The sequence below is a fragment of the Haloarcula pellucida genome, assembly GCF_014647235.1.
GTDB classification, from domain to species: Archaea; Halobacteriota; Halobacteria; order Halobacteriales; family Haloarculaceae; genus Haloarcula; species Haloarcula pellucida.
The window spans coordinates 559,099-574,958 of record NZ_BMOU01000001.1 but is presented as its reverse complement, the minus strand read 5'-3'; the positions used below and the strand labels follow the sequence as shown (position 1 = coordinate 574,958).

The window sequence follows — 15,860 nt, the reverse complement described above, 5'->3', positions numbered from 1 at the left end:
ATGAACGAGTTGCGCGACCTGTTGGGAGACGTGGTCGCAGACGCGAACGCGGTGTTCCTCTTCTCGCCGAGTTCGGCGGACTTCGAACGGTTCGCCGATGCCGAGGAAGCCGTCGTCGTGGTCGGTCCGGAGAACGCCGTCGAAGCGGAATCCTTCGTCGAACTCCCCATCGACTTCACCGACCTCGAAGGCCGAATCCGGTTCGGTATCGAGGGCGCTCTCGACAAGGAGTTCGTCGGGGAAGACGACGAAGTCGTCTGCGTGAGCGGATTCATGGGCGGGACGTCGAACACGATTGCACGCATCCAGACGAGCGACTTCACGCCCTCGGGCGTCTACGACCTGTTCGTCAACTCCCGGGCCGAACCCGGCGTCGTCAGGGACGTCTTCGAGGTGGCCATCGAACTCGGGAAGAAAGGCCAGAAAGGCAAACCGGTCGGTGCGCTGTTCGTCGTCGGTGACGCCGGCAAGGTGATGAACAAGTCCCGGCCGCTCTCGTACAACCCCTTCGAGAAGTCTCACGTCCACGTCGGCGACCCAATCGTCAACGTGATGCTGAAGGAGTTCTCGCGGCTCGACGGCGCGTTCGTCATCTCCGACGCCGGGAAGATCGTCTCGGCGTACCGCTACCTCGAACCGTCCGCCGAGGGCGTCGACATCCCGAAGGGCCTCGGGGCCAGACACATGGCCGGCGGTGCCATCACCCGTGATACGAACGCGACGGCTATCGTCCTCTCGGAGAGCGACGGACTCGTACGAGCGTTCAAAGGCGGGGAACTCGTCCTCGAAATCGACCCCGAGGAGTACTGAATATGCAGTTCGGATTCGACTGGCCGGACTTCATCCGGACCCTGTTCTCGCCCGAAGGGACACTCGTCATCTCCTTGCTCGTGTTGGGGCTGGGAATCCTCGTCGGGTTCCTCGTTTGGAGAGCGTCGCGGGAGTTCATGCGGGAACTCGGCGTGCCCGAGACCGTCGAGGGGACGCCGTTCGAGCGGACCGCCCGGAGCCTCGGGACGTCGACGGTTGGTATCGTCTCGAACCTCGCGGCGCTGTTCGTCTACATCCTCACGATCACCATCGCGCTGAACATCGCCCAACTCGTCAATCCCGAGGCCTACTGGACCCGCTTTACCGCGTTCCTGCCCGACCTGTTCATCGCGGTCTTCGCCATCATCATCGGCCTCATCGCCGGCGACAAGGCCAGACTCGTCGTCTCCGAGCGACTCCGGAGCGTGAAACTCCCGGAGGCCGGCGTCCTCCCGGAACTCGTCAAGTACAGCATCTTCTTCCTCGCCGTCCTCGTCGCGCTGGACCAACTCGGCGTCGAGACGATGGCCCTGCTCATCCTGCTCGCGGCGTACTCCTTCGGCATCGTCTTCCTCGCGGGACTGGCGTTGAAAGACCTGCTCGCGGCCAGCGCGGCCGGCCTCTATCTCCTGCTGACGGAACCGTACAGCATCGGCGACGAGGTGGTTATCGGCGACCAGCAGGGAATAGTTCAAGAAGTCGATATGTTCGTCACGCACGTCGAGAGCGACGGCAAGGAACACATCATCCCGAACCAGCAGGTCATGCAGTCCGGCATCGTCCGGGTCCGCGATTAGTCGGTCGCCTCGACCGGTTCCGCGGGAACGCCCGCGACGGTCGTCTCCGGCGGGACGTCCTCGGTGACCAGCGAGTTTGCCGCCACCTGCGCGTCCGCGCCGATTTCGACGCCCGGGAGGACGATTGCGCCCGCGCCAATCATCGCTCGCTCGCCGACGACCACTTCGCCCGTCCGGTACTCGTCCTGGAGGAACTCGTGACAGAGCAACGTGGCGTCGTAGCCGACGATGGCGTCGTCACGGACGGTGATGAGTTCGGGCCAGAACACGTCCGGCGTCGACTCTAACCCCCACGCGACGCCGGTGCCGACGGTCGTACCGAGGCGCCGCAGCAGCCAGTTCTTCAGTTGCAGACTGGGCGAGACTCGGCAGATCCAGATGACGACGTAGTTGACCATCACGCGGAGCGGATGCTTCGCGCTCGGCCACGAGAACAGGGAGTTGCGGGGGCCGGGCGTCGGATGGCGGTCGAGGTCGTCGTGTCGTGGGCCGCTCACGCCTGCCAGTTGCGTCCCGGTCGTAATCAAACCACTCGGAACCGGCGACTCACGGCCGCCGCCAGAACGTCGGCGTCAGCAGCACCATCACCGGGATGATCTCGATGCGGCCGACCCACATCAGGAGGACCATCAGGAGCTTGCTCGTCCGGGCGAACCCGTCGTAGGTGCCGTAGGGGCCGGCCTGTCCGAACGCCGGGCCGATGTTGAAGAACATCGACGCCGCGGCGGAGAGCGCCTCGAACTCCGTGATGGGGTCGCCGACCCGTTCGGCGTCCGCGACGAGCAACACGGTGCCGACGATGAAGATGACCAGCGCGACCAGCGTGTAGGCGTACACGTCCCGAATCGTGTCCTCGCCGACGACCTCCCGACCGACTCTGACCGCGCGGACGCTCCGTGGGTGTGCCGAGACGTTCAGGTCCCGCCAGAAGGACTTCGTGACGATGAGCCACCGGAGCGTCTTGATAGAGCAGGTCGTCGACCCGGCCATCCCGCCGCTGAACATCGCCACGAAGAGGACGTTCTTCGCGGCCGCGGACCACGTGTTGAAGTCCGTCGATGCGTAGCCCGTCGTCGTCACGATAGAGGCGACTTGAAACGTCGCGTGCCGGGCCGTCGTCTCGGGGTCGGCCGTGAACCGGGGGTCAGCGATCAGTAACCCCACGATGAGTAGCGTCCCGGCCCCGAGGATGCCGAGGTAGAAGCGGAACTCCTCGCTCCGCCGGAGCCTCGTGGCGTTGCCGCCCAGGAGCGCGTACAGCAACACGAAGTTCGTCGCACCGACTATCATGAACAGGGTGACGGCCCACTGGACCGCCGGCGAGAACGCGCCGACGCTCTCGGCCCGCGGCGAGAAGCCGGCAGTCGCGATGGCTGTCAGCGCGTGGGCGACGGCGTCGAAGGCGGTCATCTCCGGCGCGAGTCCGAGGAGGTGCAGGGCGAGGAGGACGAGCGTCGCACCGGCAGTGAGCAGGAGGTAGACGAGCGCCAGTAGCTTCGCCGTGTCCTCGATGCCCGGCGTGAGTTTCGTGACGTCCTTCGTCCGCGTCTCCGTCTCCATCAACTGCGCGCCGGCGACCGAGAGCCGTGAGAGGACGGCCGTCGCCAGTAGCAGGACGCCGAGACCGCCGAGCCACTGGAGGACCTGCCGCCACATCAGCAGGGCCTGCGTGTGGGCGTCGAAGTCGCGGATGACCGTCGCGCCCGTCGTCGTGATGCCGCTCATCCCCTCGAACAGCGCGTTTACCGGACTCGCGAACACGCCCGTCCCCTCGACGTACAGCGGGATGGCGCCGACGACGGCGATTCCGAGCCACGCCAGCGAGACGGTGAGGAACGCCTCCCGGTCGTGGATGCGGTCCCGTTCGAACTGCACGAGCGCGGTGCCGACCACCAGCGTCGCGCCGATGGCGACGAGATACGGGACGGGCGACTCGCCGTAGGCGAGTGCGACCAGTACCGGTACCGCCAACGGGACGACGAGCCACTGGAGTATCCGGCCGAGGACGTTCAGCGACGACCGGACGTCGACCGTGGTCAGCGCCACCGGCGATCACATCCCGTCACTCCGACTGTCTCGACGCACACGGCGTTACAGAGAACGGCTGTCGGCTTCAATCCTCCGCGAAGTCCGGCGAGAGAAATCGGTTCGCGAGCCTCAGTCCGCGCCGCCGCGAATCTCGGACATGTGGTCGATGCGCTGCTGGACGAGGTCGGCCGTGCCGATGTCGTGGCGGACGCGCAGGCCCTCGGTGCCGGCCCGCTCTAGCGCGCCCTCGGCTATCTCCTCGGCCTCACCGATGGTGTCGGCGACGCCGACGACGGCGTAGGAGCGAGAGGTGGTCGTGTAGATGCCGTCCTCGCGCTGGTCGACGCTGGCGTAGTAGAGGATGGCCTCGCCCGCGTTGTCCTCGTCGATGGTGACCTTCGCGCCAGACTCCGGTTCGGTCGGGTAGCCGTCGGGGACGGCGTACTTACAGACGGTGGCCTTCGGGCGGAAGGACAGTTGCGGTAAGGAGAGGTCGTCCCGGGCCGCCGTCAGCACGTCGAGGAAGTCCGTGTTCAGGACCGGGAGCGTGTTCATCGCCTCGGGGTCGCCAAAGCGGGCGTTGAACTCGACCACGCGCGGCCCCGTCTCGGTCAGCATGAACTGGCCGTAGAGGACGCCCTTGTAGCCGTCCAGTGCGTCCACCGTCGCGCGGAGGACGTCGACGGCGTCGTTGTAGTCGTCCTCGGTCATGAACGGGAGTTCGAGGCTGGCGTCGGTGTAACTCCCCATCCCGCCGGTGTTCGGTCCCTCGTCGCCCTCGTAGGCGCGTTTGTGGTCCTGCACGGCCGGCGTGACGCGGAGCTGGCCGTTGGCGACGAACGCCTGCACGGTGAACTCCTCGCCGACGAGGCGCTCTTCGAGGACGACGCGGTCGTAGTCCGAGTCGCGGAGGTACGCCTTGGCTTCCTCGGCGGTACACTGGTCGCCGATGACGCGGACGCCCTTGCCGCCGGTGAGGCCGGCGGGCTTGACCGCGAGGTCGCCGTCGTACTCGTCGATGTACTCGCAGGCGGCGTCCATGTCCTCGAACGTCTCGAAGTCCGGACAGCCGGGGATGTCGTGCTCCCGCATGAACCGGCGCTGGAACGCCTTGTCCGTCTCGATTCGGGCCTCGGACTGCTGCGGGCCGAACGCGTAGACGCCGGCGTCGTCGAGGGCGTCGGCGACCCCCGCCGCGAGCGGTGCCTCGGGGCCGACGACGGCGAGCGTCGCGTCGATTTCGCGAGCGTAGGTCGTGACGGCCTGCGGGTTCGTCGTGTCGAGCGTCTCGAACCCGTCGGCCAGCGCGACGATGCCCGGGTTGCGGTTGCCCGCACAGGCGTACAGGTCGGCGTCGGAGTCGGCGAGCGAACGAGCGACGGCGTGTTCTCGGCCGCCGCCACCCACCAGCAGCACTGTCTCTGTCATACCTCAAGGCCGGATGGGCTCGGATGTAAGTATTGCTCTCTCACTCCGTCGTCGTCCACCGAGTAGCGGCGGTCGCATCGGCCCCGACGCGGTCGGTGACGACGAACACCACCGGCGTGAGTGTGACGAACAGCCCGGTGACGGAGGCCCATCCGGCGACCGTCGGCCCAGTGAGGACCAGCGACCGCGACGCTATCGTCGAGGAGGCGGCGGGCTACGCCGGCATACACCGCGACGGTGCCGGTAAACAGGCTCATACTGGTGGCTGTAAGTTCGTACAGATATTCGCCACCCCGGGGTGGCGAAGTGCTTCAGTTTGTTACAGCCACCAGTATCAGTCTGGCGTCGGTCAGGACGTGGTCGACCGCGCTCGCGTCAACGTTCTGTTCTAATCTGGCCGTGCTCACCCGGCTCTCTTCCCGACTCCTCACCGCTCGATAGGCCACGAACCGTGATCGTCGAGGTCGTCGAGAGCATCCGCTCTGAGGTACGGTTCCAGTTGCGCCAGTCCCGTATCTGGCGACAGCGTATCCTCGGACTGGTCGTAGTCGACGACGCCAGCGGACGCGAGTTTCGGGACGTGCGTGTGATACAGTCGCATGTACACCGTCAGTCGTTCGTCAGGAATCGTCTCGGCGGGGACGCCGTGTTCGAACTCGGCGACGGTGTCGGCGACGGTCGCGAGCGAGACCGGCGTCGTATAGACGAACAGGCAGTAGAGAGTGTATCGTCGCCAGCGCGACGCGAGCAGCGAGTACATCTCCTCGCGCGAGAGCGACGTATCGCTGCCGCCGTCCGAAGCCGGCGACATCATCGCGATGACCGCCGACTGGACTGCCGTATGTCGGTCGCCTCGTCTGTGGCGTCGAGTTCGGCCAGCACCGCGTCGATGTCCTCGCAGATCGCCTCCACGTCGTCGGTCAGGTCGTCGGCGTCGAGTCGTTCCGTCGCATCGTCGAGGAACACGCGCGCTTCGAGGAGTCGGGTCCGGGCAGATGGGCTGTCGGTCGTCATCATTCGGCCCCGACGGTCGCCGAATCGGCCACTTGGTCCTCGGATGCGGTGTCACGAATCGCCTCGTAGAAGTCCTCGACAGTGTACACCACCCCGTCGTGTCGGGCGGGGAACACGCCTTCGAGCCCCGCGTCGCCGTGGATAGCCAGACAGACGATGGGGAGCGTGACCTCCTCGCGTCGGCGACCCGACAGGGGCGAACGGACGACGCGTCGCTGGAACGCCGGGGCGAGGCTGTAGCCGTTCTCCGACGCCCACGCCTCCATCTCCCGAACCGCCCGGTGGACCGGGCCCGACACAGCCTCCTGGTCAAGGTCCCGAAAGAGCCGCGTCGGCCACGTCCGAATCGTGACGTCCGCGACCTGTGGGCTCGTTTCGAGCGCCGTCGTCTGCTGTCTGTACTGGGCCTGCACGTCGCGCACGGTGTGTCCGGTCCCCTCACGGAGCCAGAGTTCGATCGTCACTGCGTCTGTCGACTGGTCGAGGAACTGGTCGAGACGGACACAGTCGTCCGTCCGCTCGGATTTCGCTGGCGCTTCGCTCGAACCGTCCGCCCGATAGTGATCGTCATCTGTCATATTTGTGCTTTGCATTGTTCGATGTTAGCAGCGTCTCTCCGGAGGATTGCAGTTGCTCACGAACCGCCGAGTTCGCCGTCTCGTTCCGCGAGAGCGTACAGTAGAATCGGTGCGTGCCGTCCGACAGAAAGGTTCCCTAGAAATGTCTAGACCGATCCAGTCAGGACGGCGCGTCCCCGCGGGTCGCGACCGAGACGCAGGCAGTGAGCGATGACGACCGGTTACGCCTCGGTCCTGTAGCGGTCCTCCTCGTAATACGTCTCGAGAAGGGCCCGCAGTGCGTTCCGGAGGTGGAAGTGAATCGTCGACGAGGAGACGTCGAACGACGCGGCGATGTCTTCTGCGGTGCTCTCGCGTGGCCACTCGAAGTACCCGGAGAGGTACGCGCTGTGGAGGACGTCGACCTGCCGGTCGGTCAACCGATCGGCGAGCGACTCCCGGAACTGCTGTACGGTCCTGACGGGCCGGTCCAGTTCGCTCTTCCTGACGAGTGTCGCCCCCGGACAGGCGTCTTCGAGAGTCGAGACGAGCGGTCGTACCTCGATGTCGGACGCGATTTCGGCGACGATGCGGGCGACGCCGCCGTCCGCGGACGCGGACCGTATGGTCGCGCCGTACGCGGCGAGGACCTGTATCGCCGACCCCCCGACGACGTGGAACTCGAACAGGCCGCCATCCGTACCCCCGGTAATCGTCCTGACGGAGGTGATTCCCGGTGCTCCCTCGGCGCGTTCGACCAGCCGCTCGGCTGGGACGCCTTCGACGTCGACGTAGAAGACGAGTTGGTCCGAGTCGGCCGGGACGAGTCCTTCGAGGTCGAGTCGGCAGTCGAACTCGGCAGAGATGGCGTGAAAGAACATCTCCGCGTCGTCGACCTCGAACTCCAGTTCGGTCGCCGTATCGGTCAGCAGCGTCTTGCGGGTCTCAGCGGCGCGAATCGCGCGACCGATCATCTGTCCGAGTTCCCCGAGGACCGTCAGGAACTCCTCGTCGAACACCGATGGGTCGTCAATAAACAGCAGGAGGACGCCGTAGGCGACGTTTCCGGACGTCAGCGGGACGGCGACGACGGCTCGACAACCCGCGTCCCGGAACGTATCGTACCACGACCCGGCGTCGCCGCGCGCGTCGGCGTCGCGGTCGACCCGGACAGTCCCCGTCGCGGTCGCCGTATCTATCAGATCGCTGATGAGTGGGGCGTCGACGTGGTCGCCACCGTCGAGGTCGGTCTGACTCTCGGTGGTGCCGGCACGCCTGCGTACCCGGACGCTGTCGCCGGACGACCGGTCACAGATACAGGCCGCGAGGTACGACTCCTCGACGGCGAACCGCTCACAGACGTTGTGCTCGATAGCGTCCCGGTTCGTCGTCGCGGCGACCTCGGTGTTGATGTCCCTGATGACGGCGTTGAGTCGAGAGAGATCGGATAGCCGCTCGTTCTGCCGTTCGAGTCGTGCTTCGCGTTCGGTCTGTCCTAACCCCACCTCGGTGATGGCCGTCAGTATGCCGGCGTATCTGTCGGTCCGGTCGTCGAAGGCAGTCTCAGAGCGAGTCGCGAACACCAACACGCCGTATTCGCCGAGCGCTTCGACCCAGCCACGCTGGACGCGCGACGGGACCGGCAGTCGGTGCGCGAACGAGGCGTCGAACGCCGTCGATTGCCCGCTCGCGAACGATTCCCAAAGCGGGTTCTCCGAGCCGGTGACAGCGGCGGGGTCGTCCGGTGTCTCTCCGTCGGCGGCGCACGCTATCGGTCGGAGGGTCCCGTCCTCCTCGCCGGGTACGTAGACGCAGGCGAAGGTCAGCCCCAGCGCGTCGATGGCCGTCTCGACCGATATCTCGGCGACCGCTTGGCTAGTGGTCGCCCCGAGCATCGCCTGTGCGGCCTCGTTGAGCGTCCGCCGCAACTGCTCGCGTTCCTTCCGTTCGGTGATGTCCTCGGCGATGCCGGCGACGCGGACGACGTTCCCCTCGTCGTCGGTGATAGACACCGCTCGGTCCCGAATCCACCGCGTCGTCCCGTCCGGGCGCCGTATCCGGTACTCCTCGTCGTACTCGCCGGTCGGCTGTCGGTCGAGTGACGAGCGGACCCGTGCCCGGTCTTCGGGGTGGACGGCGTCGAGAAACGCAAGGGGCTCCTCGGAGAGGCGTTCGCGGGGCTGTCCCCAGACCGCCTCGTAAGCGGGATTGACGTATATTATCTCCTCTTTGTCCGGGTCGCTCATCCAGACGACCTCCTCGATGTTGTCGAGTATCTGGCGGAACGGCGGGTCACCCTCGAACGCGCCCGGTGAACCAGTGGTACCGTCGTCTGCCGTCGCTACGGTGCCGTCTGCTCGGCAGTCGACGCCCTCGCTCCGGTAGACCCGTGGCGAGAGGTCGGCGTCCCGGCACGCATCGAGAAAGTCCGTCAGCGCAGCACTGTCGGGGGCCCGGAGTTGGAAGACCCACTCACAGGCCGTGGCGTGGGCACGCTGGAGGACGACGCCGTGCCCCCGCAGCAGCGAGAACACGTCGGTCTCGTCGAACGACCACGTGACTCGATACCGGACGGTGCCGTCGTCGTCCCGGTGACGCCTCGCCGTCTCGACGGCCCGGTCCGCCCGGAGCGCCGTGTCGAACGCATCGGGGTCGTCAGTCTCGACCCGGAGATACGGCGTCAGTCCGCCGTCGGTGTAGACACACGGTTCGAGTTCGACGCGGGTCGATTCGCCGACGGCGACTGCGTCGGCTATCCCGACCGTGTCTGTCGGGAGACCGATACGCACGTCGACGGTCATACTACCATCGTCGACGAAGGCGGCACAGTGATCCGAGTCGATATCCCGGGTGCTACCGACCGCAGTTCGGCCCCGAAATCGAGGGTACGTAGTGCTGTAGTTCGAAGCATAGGTCTCGGTTGGTAGTGCCCCACTCGACCGTCGTGACGACAGCGGGGTGCGGGCGGGTCAGACCCTTCGCCGGCATCGCCACGCCTTTGTCGAGGAGCCCAATGTCAGATGTATGTGTAATAAGTTTATACCTTTCAGTCTTTTCATCACTGTCAGTGATCAAGGTGGCCGCTTTTCAGTTCGGCCCCCGGACCGTCTAGCATGAGCGACGACACTGACCCGACGAGACGGAACCGCCTCGACGCAGCGGAGAGTCCGTACCTCCGGCAGCACGCCGACAACCCGGTAAACTGGCAGCCGTGGGACGAACAGGCACTCGAAGCAGCCCAGGAGCGAGACGCCCCTATCTTCCTCTCGATCGGCTATGCCGCCTGTCACTGGTGTCACGTCATGGAGGAAGAGAGCTTCGAGGACGAAGCGATCGCCGAGACGCTGAACGAGCACTTCGTCCCGGTGAAAGTCGACCGAGAGGAGCGCCCGGACCTCGACTCGGTGTACATGAGCATCTGTCAGCAGGTCACCGGCGGCGGCGGGTGGCCGCTGTCGGCGTGGCTCACCCCCGACGGCAAGCCGTTCTACGTCGGGACGTACTTCCCGCCCGAGGAGAAGCGCGGGCAACCGGGCTTTCACGACCTGCTGCAACGACTCGCGAACTCGTGGTCGGACCCCGAACAGCGCGCGGAGATGGAGAATCGCGCCCAGCAGTGGACCGACGCCATCGAGAGCGACCTCGAAGCGACGACCGGCGACCCGAGCGACCCCGAAGAGAACCTCGTCCAGACGGCGGCGACCATCGCACACCGGGGTGCCGACCGAGATAACGGTGGGTGGGGGTCTGGCGGTCCGAAGTTCCCGCAGACGGGGCGCCTCCACGCGTTGCTCCGCGCGCACGCCGACGGCGGTGGGGAGGACTACCTGAACGTCGTCGAGGAGACGCTGAACGCGATGGCCGACCGGGGTCTCTACGACCACGTCGGCGGCGGGTTCCACCGCTACTCGACGGACCCGCAGTGGGGCGTCCCCCACTTCGAGAAGATGCTGTACGACAACGCCGAGATTCCACGGGCCTTCCTCGCCGGCTATCAGGCGCTGGGCAACGAGCGCTACGCCGCCGTCGTCCGGGAGACGTTCGCGTTCGTCCAGCGGGAACTCCAGCACGAGGACGGCGGCTTCTTCAGCACGCTCGACGCCGTGAGCGCGCCACCCGCGAACCCCGACGGCGAGACGGAGGAGGGCGCCTTCTACGTCTGGACGCCCGAACAGGTCCACGACGCCGTCTCGGACGAGACGGCCGCCGAGGTCTTCTGTGAGTACTACGGCGTCACAGAACGCGGCAACTTCGAGGGTGCGACCGTGCTGGCGGTTCGCAAGCCCGTGCCCGTCCTCGCCGAGGAGTACGACCTGAGCGAGGACGAGATTACCGAGAAGCTACGGCAGGCGCTCGACGAGACGTTCGCGGCCCGCGAGGACCGACCCCGGCCGGCCCGTGACGAGAAAGTGCTGGCCGGGTGGAACGGCCTGATGATCTCGGCGCTCGCCGAGGGCGCCGTCGTGTTGGACGACGGCTACGCCGACGTGGCCGCCGACGCCCTCGGATTCGTCCGCAAGCACCTGTGGGACGAGGAGTCACAGCGCCTCCAACGCCGGTATAAGGACGGCGACGTGGCAATCGACGGCTATCTGGAGGACTACGCGTTCCTCGCTCGCGGCGCGTTCGACCTGTTCGAGGCGACGGGGAACGTCGACCACCTCGACTTCGCGATGGCCCTCGCCGAGGCCATCACCGAGGCGTTCTGGGACGAGGGAGAAGAGACGCTGTACTTCACCCCCACCGGCGGCGAGGCGCTGGTCGCTCGGCCACAGGAACTCACCGACCAGTCGACCCCCTCCAGCACGGGCGTCGCCGTGGAACTCCTGCTTGTACTCACGCACTTCAGGGACGACGACCGGTTCGGCGACGTGGCCGAGAAGGTCCTGCGCACGCACGCCGACCGCGTCTCCGCGAACCCGCTCCAGCACGCGTCGTTGACGCTCGCGGCGGACACCTACGAACAGGGGTCGCTGGAACTGACCCTCGCGTGTGACCCGACGAACCCGCCCGTCGAGTGGACGGAGACGCTGGCCGAGACGTACGTTCCCCGCCGGTTACTGGCGTGGCGGCCCGACGACAGCGAGACGTTCGACGCGTGGCTCGACGCGCTGGGGGTCGACGACGCCCCGCCGATCTGGGCGGGTCGCGACGCGGCCGACGGCGAACCCACCGTGTACGCCTGTCGGAACTTCGCGTGTTCGCCGCCGAAACGCGACCTCGAATCGGCCCTCTCGTGGGGCCAGAACTAGTTATTCGAGTTCCGCTTCGATTTCGTCGGCGAGGTAGACGGCGATAGGGACCGGTTCCTCCTCGACGAACCGGGCGACTTCCTCGCCGTCGCGTTCGACGACGACGGTCGGGATGTACTCGATGCCGTACTCCGCCACCTTCGGGCCGGTCTTCGAGCCGTCGTCTTCCTTCTCGGTCGGGTAGTGGTGAATCTTCGATGTGGGGACGTCGGCGGCTTCGAGCGCCGCACCGAAATCCGGCAGTTGTGCTCGACAGTCCTTGCACCAGTCGCCGCCCCAGACGTGGTACTCCAGTTCGGCGGCGTGGCGGGTGAGGACGTCGACGGTGTCGGAGTAGGCGTCTTTCACCCAGACCGGGTTCGGTTCCATCGTTTCGAGCGGTCCGCTCTCACTCATAGCACCCCGTAGCGCGGCGAGTGGCTTGAACCCCCCGACTGTTCAGTACCGTTCGAGACGGGAACGGAGGCGTTCGCGGAGGAGCGTCCGATGACAGCGCTTGCGCTCGCCCTCGAAGCAGACGAGTACGACGGTTTCGCCGTCGCGAACCCGCGTACAGAGGTCGTCGACGGCACGCTTTGCCGCCTCGCTCTCGTCGAGGTGGGTCCGATAGCGGTCGGCGAAGTCGGTCTCGTCCCACGCCGCGTTGTGTGCGCCCTCCTCGCAGAGGCCCTGCATCTGTAGGTCCTCGGCACGCCGTTTCGTCTCGTCGAGGAGGTCTGCCGGCGGGCCGAGTTCGGGGACGTTCTCGTCGACGGCGGCGTGGAACCATCCGGTCGGTTGGCGGACGACGCCGACCAGCGTCTCGTCGCCGGCGAGGTCGGCGAGGTCGTGCTGAATCGCCGCGGCGTACGTGTCGCCGACAGCACCGCTCATGTACGACCAGTCGCGCAGACGGCGGAAAAGCCTGCCGGGAACGAGCACCACCCACAGGAATCGGGGGCTCCACTAGGGGTTTAAGCGGGGGTGGCGTACGCGACAGCAATGCACGAGACACTACACGCGTCTATCACCGACGCCATCGGGTCGCCGCTGGTGTCGGTCCGCGCCCCCGAGGGCGCGACAGTCGCCGCGAAGGTGGAGTCGTTCAACCCCGGTGGCTCCGCGAAGGACCGCCCGGCGGCGTTCATGATAGAGGCCGCCGAGCGAGACGGTGCCCTCGAACCGGGCGACACCCTCGTGGAACCGACCAGCGGTAACACCGGTATCGGCATGGCGATGGTCGGGGCCGCGAAGGGGTACGACGTCGTGCTGGTGATGCCGTCCTCGAAGTCCCCGGAACGCCGCGAGATCATGCGGGCCTACGGCGCCGACATCGAACTCGTCGAGGGCGACATCTCCGCCGCGAAGGACCGCGCGGACGAACTCACCGAGAAGAGCGGGTACGTCCAGTTGCGCCAGTTCGAGAACGCGGCCAACCCGCAGGCCCACTACGAGACGACGGGGCCGGAGATTCTCGAACAGGTCGGGGACCGCACCGTCGACGCCCTCGTGGCCGGCGTCGGCACGGGCGGCACCATCACGGGCACCGGCCGGCGACTCCGTGAGGCGTTCCCCGAACTCGACGTCGTCGCCGTCGAACCGGCGGACAACGCCGTCCTCTCGGGGATGGAACCGGGCACCGGCGAGGACAGTTTCCAGGGGATGGGCCCCGGATTCGTCAGCGACAACCTCGACGTGGACCTGATAGACGACGTGCGAACGGTCGAACTCGACGACGCCGAGGCAGAGTGTCGCCGCCTCGCCCGCGAGGAGGGCATCCTCGTGGGCCAGTCCTCGGGTGCGTCGAATCTCGCGGCCCGCGAGGTTGCCGGGGAACTGGTCGAGGCGGGCGTCGACGACCCCCTCGTCGTCACCGTCTACTGGGACAGCGGTGAGCGCTACATGTCGACCGGGATGTTCGACTGACGCAAGCGCCGAGCGTCGGTTGTGAACTGCTCGCTCGCCCACTCGCTCACCGCCCCGGTGTCGTTTCGACGACGATGTGGCTGACCGTCGGGGGACACGTCCGAAAGCGTCTCGACGACCGGTATCCCGTCAAGAACTGCGGAATCGATGTCCACGTCGCCGGGGTTCAGCACGCACCGGTTGGGCCTGCGTGAGTGTGGCGGGTCCGTCCGGTCGAACCGACCGTCCCTCTGACAGCCACTCACATCGCGGACAACCGGACACCCATCGCGCCTTTCGCCGCCTCAGGCCCCGAACTCCGACTCGGTGACGCGAACGACCAGCGTATCGTCCACCTCTCGCAGGTCGTACTCGGGGATTGTGTCGCCGGTGCGGGTCAGTAACATCGGTTCGACGAGGCGTGGGGGGCGTTCCTGTGCCGGTTCGACCGCCGAATCGCCGTCCGTGTCGGATTCGCCGGTGGTCGACTCGCCCGCTTCGTCCGTCTCGCTCTCGACGACGCCGTACACTTTCAGGAACCGATCGGTGTCGGCAGGGGCTATCTCGTCGTCCCTGACCGCCGTCGCGAGGGCCCGCGAGAGCCACTCCGTCTCGCTGATAGAGGGCTCTCTGACGAAGGCGGCGTCGACGAATCGGACGAGGTACCAGTTCAGGTCGTTCAGGAGGGCGACGGCGGCACCGAGGCTCACCGTCTCTAGCCTGAGTGCGTTCTCGAACGGTTCCCGCAGATCGTAGGTCGCGAGCGCGTTCCGGGCGGTCTCTCGCGAGAGCAGTTCGTACTGGAGGTTCACGTCCTCGCTCCCGACGAGACAGACCTGCGTCATGGCTCGTCCGTGGCCCGCCCCGGAGATTTAGCTTTCGATAGCCACGACCGTCCGACGCCGCGCACACTCCCGCGCACGCTCGAACAGCGTATCGGGCTCCACCGACCTGAGTGCATCCAGCGACGCGTTCGTCTCCGGGAGTTCCGGAGCGACCCGGTTACATCCGGTGTCGACCGTCGAGTCCTCGAACGTGCCGATGTCCCGAGCGAGGGTCGTTATCTCGGCCTTATCGAGCGTCAGGTTGGGCCGGTGGACGGGTAGGTCCGTCGCCACGTCGGTAACGGCGACGTTCGCGCTGGTCTGACTCGACTTCTGTCCGATGGCCTCGCCGGTGACGACGCCGACGCTCCCCTCGTCCTCGGCGACGGCTTCGGCCGTCGCGAGCATGAACCGGCGCAGCGAGAGCATCCGCAGGCCGTCCAGTTGCTCGGCGAGGTCCGCGACCACGTCGCCCGCGTCGACGACGTGCATCGCCATCGACTCGTTCGGGGCGTACGAAGCCAGCGTCTCGACGGTCGCTCTCGCCCGGGCCCGGTGGTCAGGGCCCCCGTAGTCGCCCAGGTCGACGTACACCGGGACCACCGGACAGCCCCGTCGCATCAGCTTCCACGCGGCGACCGGCGAGTCGATACCGCCGCTTATCAGCGCGACCACTGGCCGTTGCGTCCCGAGCGGCATCCCGCCCGGCCCCGTCCGCTTCTCCAGAAAGACGTACGCCTCCTCGGCGCGACACTCGACGAACAGACGGAAGTCGGGGTCGTCGAGGTCCACTTCCGGAGTCTCGCCGAGCGACTCGATAGCGTCCCAGACGACGGCACCGCCCGCCGACTCGATGTCGGTACTGGCGAAGGGGTGGGCGTCGCTGGGACCGGCCCGCCGCGCGTCGACGGCGAAGGGGCCGCCGTCGTAGTGGGATTCGGTGGCCGCCGCCAGCGCGTCTTCGATGGCGTCGAGGGTCGGGTCCACGACTGCGGCTGGCGAGGCGGAGACGACGCCGAAGGTGTCAGTCGCGGCGTCGGTGACTCCCTCGGGGTCGTCGGTGTGGACGAACAGCCGGTTCCGTCGCTGCTCGACGTCGCCGGTGAGCCCTCGGGCGTCGAACATCGCGGCGAGGTTCTCGGCGAGGCGGTCCTCCATCTTCCGGCGGACCTGTTCGCTCTTGACGCCTATCTCACCGTGGCGGACGATGACGACGTCGGCGTCGGGCGGGTGCATACCCGCCCTTGCCGAATCGCGGATAAATGG

At 66.8% G+C, this 15,860-nt stretch carries 16 protein-coding genes; 5 read left to right on the top strand and 11 right to left on the bottom strand.

The genetic code is table 11. The annotated features are described in order from the left end of the window. Positions 1–810 (top strand): diadenylate cyclase DacZ, encoded by an 810-nt coding sequence (dacZ, locus tag IEY28_RS03115; protein ID WP_166969505.1) that lies wholly within the window; start codon positions 1–3, stop codon positions 808–810. Positions 811–812: 2 nt separating this feature from the next. Further along, positions 813–1,607 (top strand): mechanosensitive ion channel domain-containing protein, encoded by a 795-nt coding sequence (locus IEY28_RS03110; protein ID WP_188994435.1) that lies wholly within the window; start codon positions 813–815, stop codon positions 1,605–1,607. Here IEY28_RS03110 and IEY28_RS03105 read toward each other — a convergent pair. From IEY28_RS03105 to purD, 3 genes are all read right to left on the bottom strand, one after another. After that, positions 1,604–2,113 carry an acyltransferase gene (locus tag IEY28_RS03105; protein ID WP_229783083.1) on the bottom strand — a complete coding sequence of 170 codons (510 nt, stop codon included), beginning with the start codon at positions 2,111–2,113 and terminating at the stop codon, positions 1,604–1,606. The two genes, IEY28_RS03110 and IEY28_RS03105, sit on opposite strands and share 4 nt — an antisense overlap. Before the next feature lie 40 nt (positions 2,114–2,153). Next, positions 2,154–3,653 carry a TrkH family potassium uptake protein gene (locus IEY28_RS03100; protein WP_188994432.1) on the bottom strand — a complete coding sequence of 500 codons (1,500 nt, stop codon included), beginning with the start codon at positions 3,651–3,653 and terminating at the stop codon, positions 2,154–2,156. 111 nt (positions 3,654–3,764) lie between these two features. Next, the gene (gene purD, locus IEY28_RS03095) at positions 3,765–5,063 is read right to left on the bottom strand and encodes a phosphoribosylamine--glycine ligase (protein WP_188994430.1); all 1,299 of its coding nucleotides are present in this window, start codon (positions 5,061–5,063) and stop codon (positions 3,765–3,767) included. A gap of 95 nt (positions 5,064–5,158) precedes the next feature. On the opposite strand from purD, the gene IEY28_RS03090 reads away from it, so the two are divergent. Then, positions 5,159–5,455 (top strand): hypothetical protein, encoded by a 297-nt coding sequence (locus tag IEY28_RS03090; RefSeq protein ID WP_188994428.1) that lies wholly within the window; start codon positions 5,159–5,161, stop codon positions 5,453–5,455. Between the two features lie 35 nt (positions 5,456–5,490). Here IEY28_RS03090 and IEY28_RS03085 read toward each other — a convergent pair whose 3' ends face one another. The 4 genes from IEY28_RS03085 to IEY28_RS03070 all read right to left on the bottom strand — a co-directional run bounded on the left by IEY28_RS03085 (position 5,491) and on the right by IEY28_RS03070 (position 9,435). After that, positions 5,491–5,874: a DUF7344 domain-containing protein gene (locus IEY28_RS03085; protein ID WP_188994426.1), complete on the bottom strand. Its 384-nt coding sequence runs from the start codon at positions 5,872–5,874 to the stop codon at positions 5,491–5,493. Next, positions 5,874–6,077, bottom strand: a complete 204-nt coding sequence (locus IEY28_RS03080) for a hypothetical protein (RefSeq protein ID WP_188994424.1) — start codon at positions 6,075–6,077, stop codon at positions 5,874–5,876. The genes IEY28_RS03085 and IEY28_RS03080 overlap by 1 nt, the downstream gene beginning before the upstream one ends. After that, positions 6,077–6,655, bottom strand: coding sequence for an HTH domain-containing protein (locus IEY28_RS03075; RefSeq protein ID WP_188994422.1), 579 nt, complete (start codon positions 6,653–6,655; stop codon positions 6,077–6,079). Before IEY28_RS03075 ends, IEY28_RS03080 begins: the two co-directional genes overlap by 1 nt. 221 nt (positions 6,656–6,876) lie before the next feature. Further along, complete coding sequence (locus IEY28_RS03070; RefSeq protein WP_188994420.1) at positions 6,877–9,435, bottom strand: bacterio-opsin activator domain-containing protein; 2,559 nt, start codon at positions 9,433–9,435, stop codon at positions 6,877–6,879. A 312-nt stretch (positions 9,436–9,747) separates the two neighbouring features. Here IEY28_RS03070 and IEY28_RS03065 point away from each other — a divergent pair, with 312 nt between their 5' ends. After that, entirely contained in the window at positions 9,748–11,886 is a 2,139-nt protein-coding gene (locus IEY28_RS03065) for a thioredoxin domain-containing protein (RefSeq protein WP_188994418.1), read from the top strand. Here the strand turns inward: IEY28_RS03065 and IEY28_RS03060 are convergent, their stop codons facing one another. Then, positions 11,887–12,282 carry a thioredoxin family protein gene (locus IEY28_RS03060; protein WP_188994416.1) on the bottom strand — a complete coding sequence of 132 codons (396 nt, stop codon included), beginning with the start codon at positions 12,280–12,282 and terminating at the stop codon, positions 11,887–11,889. It lies immediately after the preceding gene. 42 nt (positions 12,283–12,324) lie between these two features. Then, the gene (locus IEY28_RS03055) at positions 12,325–12,759 is read right to left on the bottom strand and encodes a DUF488 family protein, N3 subclade (protein ID WP_188994414.1); all 435 of its coding nucleotides are present in this window, start codon (positions 12,757–12,759) and stop codon (positions 12,325–12,327) included. A gap of 108 nt (positions 12,760–12,867) precedes the next feature. Between IEY28_RS03055 and IEY28_RS03050 the strand changes: the two genes are divergently transcribed. Then, positions 12,868–13,791 (top strand): PLP-dependent cysteine synthase family protein, encoded by a 924-nt coding sequence (locus IEY28_RS03050; protein WP_188994412.1) that lies wholly within the window; start codon positions 12,868–12,870, stop codon positions 13,789–13,791. A gap of 284 nt (positions 13,792–14,075) precedes the next feature. On the opposite strand, the gene IEY28_RS03045 is transcribed toward IEY28_RS03050, so the two are convergent. Then, complete coding sequence (locus IEY28_RS03045; RefSeq protein WP_166969477.1) at positions 14,076–14,615, bottom strand: DUF5804 family protein; 540 nt, start codon at positions 14,613–14,615, stop codon at positions 14,076–14,078. A 27-nt stretch (positions 14,616–14,642) separates the two neighbouring features. Continuing rightward, positions 14,643–15,830 (bottom strand): tRNA sulfurtransferase, encoded by a 1,188-nt coding sequence (locus IEY28_RS03040; protein WP_188994411.1) that lies wholly within the window; start codon positions 15,828–15,830, stop codon positions 14,643–14,645. Positions 15,831–15,860: the final 30 nt, after the last annotated feature.